Here is a 10,848-nt window from a genome sequence, read left to right on the forward strand (position 1 = left end):
TTATAACTTTTAACTATAAAACAAACTAACGCTCCCCAAACGCGACACTCACGTTGGTATAAATCGGTTTCCATAAATACTGGAATACTGACTTCTCACCGGTTGTAATATCTACCTCGCCCGTCATACCTGGCAAGATAGAAAAGCTCTCAGGATTATCACGGAAATAGGGAACATCCACCGAGACGACGACTTCATAATAGATCTCGCCACGCTCGCTTTGACTTGTGGTCGGTGAAATACTCTCAACCGCCCCTTTTAGCGCCCCAAAGCGGCTGTAATCAAACGCATCAATCTTGATACGAGTCGGCTGCCCTACACTCACAAAACCAATATCTCTTGGCGACAAACGAGCTTTAAAGTCGGCTTTCCCACCAACAGGAACAATTTCAACCACAGTGCCACCCGGCTGAATAACACCTCCGTTCTTTGTACTTGGCAGGCTTTGCACCAAACCTTGTAGCGGCGACACTAACATGGTGTTGGTCAGTTTCGCTTGGCTTGAACGTACTCTGGCGTTCAGGGCTGACAAGTCAGAGACGGCTTTAGAACGATCATCGCTCACTTTAGCTTTCGCCTCGGCCAGAAGCTGTATGATTTTTTGGTCATTACTGTCAGCTTGTCTAATCAATACCGACTTCTTGCCACGAGCTTCTTCAATTTTCTGCTCAATACTGGCCAGTTTTTGACGCATTTCAAGCACACGTAAGCGTGAAATGTTGCCCGATTTATAACCCTTTTCTAGTATATTCAACTCTTGCTTAGTCGCATTCAACTCTTTCTCATAACTCGGCAAGGCCTTTTCTACACTACGAAGCTGCTCTGCAATTTGTTCGCTCTCTTTCTCAAGCACCACACGCTTTTGGAAGTAGAGGGCTTTTTGCGCGTTCAGCTGCGCTTTTTGTTGGCTGACGATCTCTGGGTAATCGACCTCAAACTCAGCAAGGTTAGGCTCACGCTGCTCAAGCAGCGCATTCATACGTTCCACACTGGCTAGAAGCGTCACTTGTTGGGACTTTAGCTCTTCAAGGGCGGTACGCTGGAAAGTGGCATCAAACTCAACAAGCGGCTGGCCTTTCTCAACCAACTGCCCTTCTTTAACGAGAATTTGCTTTAACTTCCCGCCAATCGCGCTTTGTAATACTTGCTTCTCGCCTTCCGGAATCACAGCACCTTTGGCTTTGGCGATTTCATCAACTTGAGTGACTACAGACCAAGTGGCAAAAGCAATAACACATAAGGCAACCGACCATGTGGCCAGCGCCAATGTACGAGCCGTATTTTGTGATTCAACAAGTTCACCGTAGCGCTTGCCCTTCTCGATAGATTGTTTAGTCATTAGCGACTCCTTGCTTAGACTTTGATTGTTCTTGTTGGGCTGCATTTTTTTGAGCAGACGCCTCTTGAGTTGACGGCTGTAGCTCTTGAGATAACGGTTGCTCAGATAACTGCGGTTCTTGAGAAGCTTGAGGCTCTGAAGGCTGTTCCTGCTTCGAAGACTGCTCCGGCTCTAATGGACCGGCATAAACCACTGCACCTTCATTTAATACCACCACTTTATCGGCAAGCTTGATTAAATCCGGATCGTGGGACGTGTAAATCACCGTTGCTTTTCCTTTTTTCGACTGCACAAACTCACCAAATATACGTTTAGCATTTGGGTGAGCATCAGGCACAGGATTATCCATTAAGAACATTGGGTAGTCATAAACCAGCGCTTTTGCATCAATGAGGATCTGCGCGACGCTGCCAGACAACATGTCAAAAAGGCTGTCCGGCTGAATACTGCTGATGGAAGTATCGAGCCCACCTGATAATGTCTCGAACCAACGCTTTCCGCCCACCATTTCAATTGCAGATATCATTTTCTTATCTTCGACTTTGTGACCGTCGTTTAGCCACTCTCGAATACTCAGCGTAAGCAAATCAGGATATGCGGCTCGAATAAAACACCAGTGGCGATAAAGCTGCGGATCGTATTGAACGAGGTTAACGCCTTCAAGCTCAACCATGCCATTTTGGATAGGCTGCAAGCCAGACAGCACTTCAATTAATGTTGATTTACCGCTCCCAGAAGGGCCGGTAATCGCGACAATTTCACCGGCTTCAATATCAAAACTCACACCATTCAAGGCCGGGCGACTCTGTTTGGGATAGCGCAGTGTCACTTGCTCTAATTTCAAGTTAGGCGCTACCACAGGTAACGGGTGATGCTGGTAACTGAATTCACGCTCAGACGGCTGAGACAAAATACGGTTCACTTGCAGCTTGGATTGATTAAAGCTATTAAAACGCATCGCACTGTTTGCCAACACCTGAGCTGGACCCGTCACCTTAGATATCAACATCATTGAAGCAATCAAACCACCGGGCGTCATCACTTGTTCAAAAATAAGTCCTATTCCTAACCCCATCACGGCGAGTGTCGACCCCACACCAATGAAATAGTAAATCGAGGTGTACCGGCTCTGGAGAACCGATTGATTAAAGGTCACTGTTGAAGCAAGAAGATTGGCTTTTTTGAAACGTTGAATCCAGTGCTCTGAGAATCCAGCACTGCGAATAAAGGCAAGCTTGGATGACAGCTCATTAGTCATGTTTTGACGATTCGTACCTGCCACTGTCGATTGCATCGAGCGCTTGCTGCTAGAGCGTATCGAACGTTTTGCTAGCAAGTAATAAAGGATTAAAGAGACGACTGGAACCAGTACCAACCATCCGCCTAAAACACCTATCGCAAGTACAAAAATAAGAATGAATGGTAGGTCAAATAACGCATTTCCTAATGGCCCCGATAGCACACCTGAAATACGCTCTGACAACATCACTTGGTTTTGCTGACTAGAAGAAGCTGTTTGCTGATTTTGAGCATAGCTATTACGAAGCAGACGCTGCACGAGGGATTGAGAAATCTCACGACTTACTCGGTTCGACACTGAAGCAAACACGCGGCTACGTAATGTTCTCAACCAACCCATCATCACAAACAACAACGCCGCGCCAATGGCGATACCTTGCAACTCATGCCCTGCATCACCGCCAATCACATGGTCATAAATCGACATCGTGATGAAAGGAACGGCAAGCGCAAATAAGTTAGTGATAAAGCTGACCAACAACAATTTAGGAATGATGGGACGAAACGCATGTAACCTTTCGCCAACCCAATCAGGAGAGGCCTTCTCTAATGGTGGCCCTTCGATAACGATGCAAAACTGAGGGACATCGGTGATGTCGTCATTGGCATTAAAGGCAACAAATTGTTTGGATTCTAAATGACCAGAGACAAGCTCATTTTCACCAAGCACCAGCAAGACCAATTTATGTTCACCAACGTCATCTAGGTTGGCAACCAAGCGATAAGGCAGTGCAAGCCTGTCGAACAAGGCAAACATATCGTCGATTGATTCAATGCCATTTTCATCGACCCATTGATGTGCGAACAACTGGATATTAGCATTAACTTCCAACTGCTTAAGAACGGAAAGGCTCTCGGTTTCTAAATGGTTCATCACCTCTTGTCGACCGCTGGTATCTGCACGGTTGTTCGTACCTGAAGGGTTACCAATATCTAAACGATTCATACGACGGCCTCCTGATTGCTCTCGCTGTCGACCGTAATAGCTCGACTTTCCACTGTAATGATTCGATTAGCCAATTCGCGAAGCTTCGAATGGTAGCTCACCATCAGTATCGTGCGTCCTGCCGTTACTTCTTCTTCCAACACCTTAGCTAGATTCCCAAGGGCGTCTAAATCAAGTGAAGAATCCGGCCTTTCCAACATGATTATGGGTTTATCACTTGCCAATTGAGCCGCGATATTGAGCATTTTCACGTTACCCATACTCAACAAAGAAGCACTCGTATGGCCAATTTGTGTCTCTAGTCCATCGGGTAATCGAGTAATCTCTTTGGTTAAACCCAAACGCTTTGCATAGTCACTGGCGCTTTGCGTTTTCTCAGGGTCAAACCCGCACAAGTTGTCGAGAATAGTACCCGACACCAACTGCCCTTTAACGCCACAGTAGGCCACAATATTGGTTACGGATGCGATTGAAACTGCAGCTCCGTTAATGAAGCACTCCCCCGCTTTTAGATCATCAATACCTGCAATCGACGACAATAAATGACTGTTAGTGTGGCGATCCTCACTCTCTAACAATACCAACTCACCTTTATTCAGTGTGACATCTGCATGAGAGAGTTCACCGTATCTTTCAACGGTCGCTTGCTTGATTTCCAACGTCTCAAAGTCAGATAAAGGGATCTCAGGTTGCTCAGAATCTGAAAACTCAGATAGTGACAAGTCACTCAATTTTTCAATTGCCTGATTAGCACTGTGTATTGAATTAAGCTTGATTCGAACCCCAACCAGTGCACTCAAAGGCGCAACCGCTCTGCCAGATAAGATAGAACATGCCGCCAAGCCACCAGTAGTTAACTGACCATCCAACACCCATAAGCTCCCCGTAATCACGAGTAACACTGACGTGGCTAATGCGGCAAGCTGAATACATTCTTGGGCGAAGGCGTTCTGTTCTTCTTCTCTCGCTTTAGACTGAGAGCGAACATTATTGAGGGATTTAAACTGGTTGAAGATTCGAGACTCAACGGCCTGACGTTTTATTCCTTGAATGGTTTGGCTCAGCAAAATCAAGAACGCTTTTCGCTCCTGCTCATCTTGGGAAGCCTCTTCACTTAAGCTTTTTACGCGAATAGAAGATAACCAAACGATTCCAAGAGTAATCAGCCAAACTGCCAAAGGTATCGCCACCAGCTCACCGCCGATGTAAGCCACCAAGCCCAAGAAGATCAAGGCAAAAGGCAAATCAATAAAGCCTGCAATCACACCACCGGAATACCAATCTTTGACTTTGGATACAGAACCAAGCCCCTCTTCCACGCCGCCAACACCAATGTGGCGGAGATGGCCTGATGAAGCCGTTGTTACTCTTTCAACCAAAGTTTGATAGGTCGCTTTCTCGGTATTGCTGGCCGCGGCTGACAAAAGCCAAGTACGCACAAACCGGATTAATGCTTCCATGGCAACAGCCAACGCTGCACCCGCCAACAACAAAGTGGCAGTACCGTAACTTTGGTTAGGTAAAATACGATCGTAAATTTGTAAAACCGTTAACGGAACGGCGAGAGAGAGAAGATTTATGAGTAAAGAAGGCAGTAGGACTTTCCCCACCACCCCTTTGTTTTTCATTGAACTTGCGGGCATACACAATCCTTATCCATGCTTATGAAATAAGATTGGTACACCATGTTGAGTATTGCAAGGTAACGGACTGATTTAACGTGTTTTTCAATATAAATATGACACAGATCTTTCTATACAAATCTGTGGCTATACCCGTACCTTAAAAACGCACCTTACAAATGCTCGTTACAAGCGCTCCTTACAAACAATTGTCGTAATCCGTTATCGCCTGCTTTAACTTTGAAAAGTCTGAGTTACATAAATACGGTTTCAGCGCTTCAAATTTATCTGAGGGCCACTCGTATATTTTGAATGACATGAGTTCGTCAATAACGGACTCACCAAAGCGGTATTTGACGACTTTAGCTGGAGAACCACCGACAATGCTGTATGGAGCGACGTCTTTAGTCACCACACTATTCGCTGCAACTACAGCGCCTTCGCCAATCGTCACACCGGGCATCACCATCGCTCTCATGCCTAACCACACCCCATCTTCAATGTGAGTGCCACCTTTGCCAATGTAGGCATCGTCGATGACATCCATAAATGGATACAGCGAAAACCAATCAACTCTGTGGGTATGGTTGCCACCCATCAAAATCACGACCTCTGCGCCAATACAGACATAATCACCGATATAGAGTTCGTCGATTTCCCATCGAGGCTCCCACTGGCGGCTGACTTCGTCGCCGTGTAAATAACGCACTACCGATTGTTCAAAACCGTTATCCCAGCAATCACTGTAATAACTGTGTTGACCTTTTACATGAATATTGGGGTTGGTTACGACTTCATGCAACAACTCGAATTTGGACCAATGCTTCTTTTGCATTTTTACCTCTGAATGATCTATTTAGTTTTATTCGTTTCAATATCAAAGTGTTCGACGATGCAAATCCAAGGTGCACAAACTAACGGCCCACAAACACAGGGTTCACAGGGACGAATAGTGAGTATCACGCTTAAATCATAGCAATGTCGCTAAAACTAAAGAGGCGTCAGTGGATTCGAGGTTGCTTAAGAAGAGGAAGTAGTTTCAAAGTTTGCCCAGTTTTTATCGATAACTTGGTTGGATAATTTACAGGCGTAGTGTAACTGTTTAGTCGCGCCAATTTGACAGGAAGATGTGAGTAATAAGGTTTCAAATTTCGTTTCGTGGAATACGGAATGAACAAGAGCCTGCGCGATTACACAGGCTCAAACTTAGACTCAGCTATAAACTTCGGAGCTCGCTTGGAGCTGGGCTCAGCGACTACATGCGTGCAAGCTGTACTTTTCTGTCTTTATTCACCACGCAGAAGTTACCGCGCTTAGTACGACACTTAGAGCATCGTTCGCATTCAACAGGGCTTCTATCCCCTTCCTTCCAACGCTTAACCAAATGTGGTTCAGAAAGCAGCGGTCTTGAAAGCGCGAAGTATTCAATGCCCGTGTTATTTGCGATGGCTTCAATGGCATCGAAATCCGTTAGGCCGCCAACCGTGATCACCGGAATATTAACGTCTTGGCTGATAGCATGACCATATTCGTGAAAATAACCTTCAGCTTGAATGATGAATCCATCGTGAGATTCGCCAATCATGGTGTCGGCTTTGCCATGGATGTTGCCTGACACCACGATGCCATCAACACCCACTTCTTCTAACTTTTTGCACACGAGACGTGTTTCATCGAAGGTAACACCACCTTCAAAAAACTCCGAAGCTGTAAGCTTAACCAAGATAGGGAAATCATCTCCCACCAACTTACGCGTCGCGATATAGATCTCTAACAAGAATCTCATGCGGTTTTCTAAACTACCGCCGTACTCATCTTCACGTTGGTTGTAGTAAGGGCTTAAGAACTGATTAATCAGGTAAGTGTGAGCGGCATGAATTTCAACGCCATCAAAACCTGATTTTTGTGCTCTCAAAGATGCTTGAGCAAACGCATCAACAATGTAGTCGATCTCATCATTGGTCATCGCTTTGCCTAGTGTTTGAGTTCCTTTTTCTGGAACCTCACTTGGTGCGTAGATCACTCGTTCGCCAAGATCATGCGTGGTTTTCGTGCCACCATAAGCCAATTGCATCACGATTTTAGAGTCGTTGTCGTGCACCAATTGAGTCAGCTTTTGATACTCTTCAATGAATGAGTCGTTATACATCCCCATCATGCCCGCATTTGGCTTTTCTTCTTCAACGATGTTCGCGTAACCCGTTACGATCAGGCCGACTTCACCTTGAGCCAACTCTTCATAGATAGCGTACAGTTTATCTGTCATATGCCCATCTTCGGTAGCCATATTTTCCCACGTTGCACTTCTCATGAAGCGGTTCTTTAGTGTCATCTTGCCAATGTGGGTTTCTGTAAACAAAGTGCTCAAGTCTTATCCTCATTAAATCTTTATTATGTTTGCCCATTTTAAAAGACAAAAGAGAACCACTTCTTTTTCACAAAGTGACTCTCTTTTGTCCATTACTGAATGGGCGTTGATTTATGCGGATAGTACAGAGAATAAGGCGAGGAAAACTTAATCTAGATTAAGAGAGCAGTACTCTCACATGAGAAAGAGATAAAAAAGATTGGGAAATAGAATAAAAGAAAGTCGCTCAGTTTTAATAAGCGACTTTGTTCAATTTAATCTGAACTAAGTCAATGGTTCTTACGAGAGGTGTCCACCTGCGAATTGCTGCCTGCTAACAGCTATTTAAACTCATAGGTGTAAGATGCACCAACACTGTTGTTTTCACCGAAGTCATCCTCAGCAAAGATAGTGAAGAAGTTGAATGATTGAGCATCACTCAATTTATAGCTCGCACCAACGCCAGCCCAATAGCCTGAGTAATCGTCAGAACCCATTGAACCACCACCAAATCCCATGATAGACCATTCATCGGTTATCGTTTTTAAGCCAAACGCACCAATATAGCCACCGTGTGTTGAGCTCGGCATCAATACATAGTCAGAGCCAACGTTATCATCATCGAATACGGCTACTTCACCATCGTTATAGCTGTAGCCAGCCATTGGGAAGATTTGCCAACCGAACGGCTCAATATCGAAATAGCTCAGTGGTATAAATGTGCCAATACTGTAGTTGTTCTTATAAGCATCGTTATCATATTCAGAACGGCTAAAGTTGAAATTCACGATACCCATCGGCAACAGCCATGAACCGCCTAATCGCCACTCTTCGCCGTCCGCATTGACACGAGCATTGATCATTCGCGCTTCATCTAAACCGATAGAGCCTGAGAACTGCAAATCTTCGTTATAAGCAACGCCCGCTTTGGTCACGATTTTAGTCGGATCATCAGGGTGCTTCTCTTCAGCCAAAGCACCCATCGATCCGAGCGTTGCCGTAGCAATAAGTAATAGATTACGTAATGTCATTAGAAGGTCGCACTAACGCCAACAAAGTGGATACGACCGTCGAATGAGCCATCTACCATAAATCTGTCCATATCAACCGACCCTAAATCAGCGTATTCGTAGAACACGTCGATTAAAATATCATCCCAGTAAGTAGACGCGCCTACCGAGTAGCGATATTGCTCGCCTACTGGAAGGTCAACATACTGCATTGTTGGGTCGTCTTGCGGAGAGGTTTCGTAAGAGATGCCGGCTTTTAGACGCCAGTCTGAGTTAAGTTGATAATCAGCACCAACCGCAAATTTCCAAACATCATCCCAGTCACGATCGATCTGGAGCCCCCCTATTTGGGTTCCAAAATCGAGAACAGTAGTATCCCACTCACTCCAACGGTGCAGCTGAATACTCGTCAACAGGTCAAGCTGTTGGTTCAACGCATAACTCGCACTTAAGTCAATAATTTCTGGAACTACAATATCTGTAGATAAAGAGTTCAGTAGTCCGATATTTGTTGGACCTTTTACGTCATTATTGAACTCATGTTCTAGCTTCGAACGGTAACTCGCACCCAACTTAAGCTTATCTGTCGGGGTATACATCACGCCAAGGTTATAGCCGTATGCCCAATCTGTGTCTTGTTTGACGGTCAACGCAGATGTTGACTGTTGTAATGCAGCCCAACTCAATTGAATACCCGCGCCAACAGACCATTGGTCATTCAGTTGATAGCTCAGTGACGGGTTCACCTGCATCGCAGTAAGAGTGATATCTTCAAGTAAAGGGCTGCCTGCCCACTCACTGCCATAATCAAGGCTTGAGCCACCGACAGCGCCAAGTGCGATACCAAGGTGCAGTTGGTCTGTTACTTGATGAGCATGAAAGGCACCAAATGAGGGAAGAACTGAGTGCCCTTTTCCATCATCGCTAGAGTCTTGGTTGTCTTGATATTTCATCTCAAGATCGAACGCCATGGTATTGATGGTCGTTTTGCTTTCGCCCATGTGAGACATGGTTGCTGGGTTAGTCCACATCGCAGCAGCTGAACGAGAGTAAACACCGTCACCTGCACCAGTTGTACCGGCATTAGCAATAACAGCTTCTTGTAAAAATAGACCACTTGCGAAAGCATTTAAACTTGTAAAAATTGCGGTGGCAGCTAGCGAGTAAGTAAAAGTTTTGTTCATCAGATTGCTCATTTAGCCTTAGACATTAAATTGATCTAAGGTTACCGCAAAGCCCTATAAACAATGGGAATACCCATTATTACTTTACAAGCGTTATTTGAACTTTCTAGCGACGTATGGACGCGGCTTGTCTCGATGAATTTCACGTTGAGCAGCAATTGCTCTGTTCTTACCTAACCCTACCTTTATTTGATACCAAGTCTCGTAAAATAAGGCGAACCCAGGACTGGACCACCAAGTCTTGTTGTAGAGTTTCTTATTAGCAGCGACAACATCTGGCGACCGATTCGCGCACTCAAGTGCCAACGCATAGGCTTCAGCGTAAGGGTCTTCAGCAATCTTGGTCACCAATCCATATTCTTTCGCGGTTTCACAGTCGATCACTTTGGCCGTCATTGCCATTTCTAAGGTGTGATCTTTACGCATCAGCTCTCTAAATGCGATAGCGCCTCCCATGTCAGGAATCAACCCCCACTTCGCTTCCAATATCGAGAAATTTGCATCAGGGCTAGCGATTCTAAAATCACCACCACTCGCTAATTGAAGCCCACCTCCCCAACAACGCCCGTGAATCGCAAAAATGACAGGGCATGGAATATCTCGCCAACCCAATGAAAAGCGTTGTGCAGCGTTAGGCAATGTCGGTAGCCATTTAAACAACAGCTTCATCGCCCCGGATTTACTGGTCAAAAGAGACTTAACATCAAGCCCTGAACAAAAATCAGAACCCTCGCCTTTTACTATTACAGCTCGAATCTCGGTGTTCTTTTTCAGCTGAGTCACCATGTTATTCACGCCTTGAAACATTGCCATATCAATAGCATTGAGCTTATCGGGTCGATTCAAAACAACCGTCGCAATTTGGTTTTCATCAATGGAACAAGTAATACGATCGAGGTTTGGCATGGTGGCTACCTTATCAGTGGTCAGACCTTTAGATTATACATTTTATTAACATATGCCAAACTTGCACATTGAGAAGCGAGACCTGTGTTGCTTAACGATTCTCCCTTACATAAACAACATCAACAAAAAAGCAGTGATGGATCGCTCCATTCACTGCTTTTCATTCGTAGCTTTGATAATCAAGGACTCTCAGTT

Annotated in this window: 8 protein-coding genes; all 8 read right to left on the bottom strand. The window is 45.1% G+C overall.

The genetic code is table 11. From position 1 onward, the window contains the following. Positions 1 to 25: 25 nt before the first annotated feature. The 8 genes from ACED25_RS11190 to ACED25_RS11225 all read right to left on the bottom strand — a co-directional run bounded on the left by ACED25_RS11190 (position 26) and on the right by ACED25_RS11225 (position 10,653). Positions 26 to 1,339, bottom strand: coding sequence for an HlyD family type I secretion periplasmic adaptor subunit (locus ACED25_RS11190; protein ID WP_017098437.1), 1,314 nt, complete (start codon positions 1,337 to 1,339; stop codon positions 26 to 28). Further along, the gene (locus ACED25_RS11195; RefSeq protein ID WP_371695274.1) at positions 1,332 to 3,584 is read right to left on the bottom strand and encodes an ABC transporter transmembrane domain-containing protein; all 2,253 of its coding nucleotides are present in this window, start codon (positions 3,582 to 3,584) and stop codon (positions 1,332 to 1,334) included. The genes ACED25_RS11190 and ACED25_RS11195 overlap by 8 nt, the downstream gene beginning before the upstream one ends. Then, complete coding sequence (locus ACED25_RS11200; RefSeq protein WP_065679951.1) at positions 3,581 to 5,227, bottom strand: ABC transporter ATP-binding protein; 1,647 nt, start codon at positions 5,225 to 5,227, stop codon at positions 3,581 to 3,583. The genes ACED25_RS11195 and ACED25_RS11200 overlap by 4 nt, the downstream gene beginning before the upstream one ends. 178 nt (positions 5,228 to 5,405) lie before the next feature. Further along, positions 5,406 to 6,041, bottom strand: a complete 636-nt coding sequence (locus ACED25_RS11205; RefSeq protein WP_065679950.1) for a CatB-related O-acetyltransferase — start codon at positions 6,039 to 6,041, stop codon at positions 5,406 to 5,408. A gap of 420 nt (positions 6,042 to 6,461) precedes the next feature. Continuing rightward, a complete protein-coding gene (locus ACED25_RS11210) occupies positions 6,462 to 7,574 on the bottom strand; it encodes an NADH:flavin oxidoreductase (protein WP_065679949.1) in 1,113 nt (370 codons plus the stop codon). A 320-nt stretch (positions 7,575 to 7,894) separates the two neighbouring features. Beyond that, positions 7,895 to 8,584 carry a hypothetical protein gene (locus ACED25_RS11215; protein WP_065679948.1) on the bottom strand — a complete coding sequence of 230 codons (690 nt, stop codon included), beginning with the start codon at positions 8,582 to 8,584 and terminating at the stop codon, positions 7,895 to 7,897. Further along, positions 8,584 to 9,747: an OmpP1/FadL family transporter gene (locus ACED25_RS11220; RefSeq protein ID WP_371695275.1), complete on the bottom strand. Its 1,164-nt coding sequence runs from the start codon at positions 9,745 to 9,747 to the stop codon at positions 8,584 to 8,586. The genes ACED25_RS11215 and ACED25_RS11220 overlap by 1 nt, the downstream gene beginning before the upstream one ends. Positions 9,748 to 9,840: 93 nt before the next feature. Continuing rightward, positions 9,841 to 10,653, bottom strand: coding sequence for a crotonase/enoyl-CoA hydratase family protein (locus ACED25_RS11225; protein WP_065679946.1), 813 nt, complete (start codon positions 10,651 to 10,653; stop codon positions 9,841 to 9,843). Between the last annotated feature and the right edge of the window lie 195 nt (positions 10,654 to 10,848).

Source organism: Vibrio sp. 1F263, assembly GCF_041439035.1.
Classification (GTDB): domain Bacteria; phylum Pseudomonadota; class Gammaproteobacteria; order Enterobacterales; family Vibrionaceae; genus Vibrio; species Vibrio tasmaniensis_A.